Below are 288 nucleotides of genomic sequence, written 5' to 3'. Positions count from 1 at the left end.
CGCCACTGCCTGGCGCTACCGAGCTGAAAGCCGGTTCGGCAACACGTCCGTTCTTCGGCGTGCAACCAGCGCTGGTCGATAACGAAGGTAACCCGCTGGAGGGGGCCACCGAAGGCAGTCTGGTGATCACCGACTCCTGGCCGGGTCAGGCGCGTACGCTGTTTGGCGATCACGAACGTTTTGAGCAGACCTACTTCTCCACCTTCAAAAATATGTATTTCAGCGGCGACGGCGCGCGTCGCGATGAAGATGGCTATTACTGGATCACCGGGCGCGTTGACGACGTGC

The 288-nt window shown here is 60.4% G+C and carries 1 pseudogene; it reads left to right on the top strand.

Going from position 1 to position 288, the window contains the following annotated elements:
- A pseudogene (locus LZP73_RS20400) lies at positions 1-288 on the top strand (AMP-binding protein); the annotation flags it as partial.

The organism is Shewanella sp. AS16, assembly GCF_021412365.1.
Taxonomy (GTDB): domain Bacteria; phylum Pseudomonadota; class Gammaproteobacteria; order Enterobacterales; family Shewanellaceae; genus Shewanella; species Shewanella salipaludis.
This window is presented reverse-complemented; position numbering and strand designations above follow the sequence as displayed.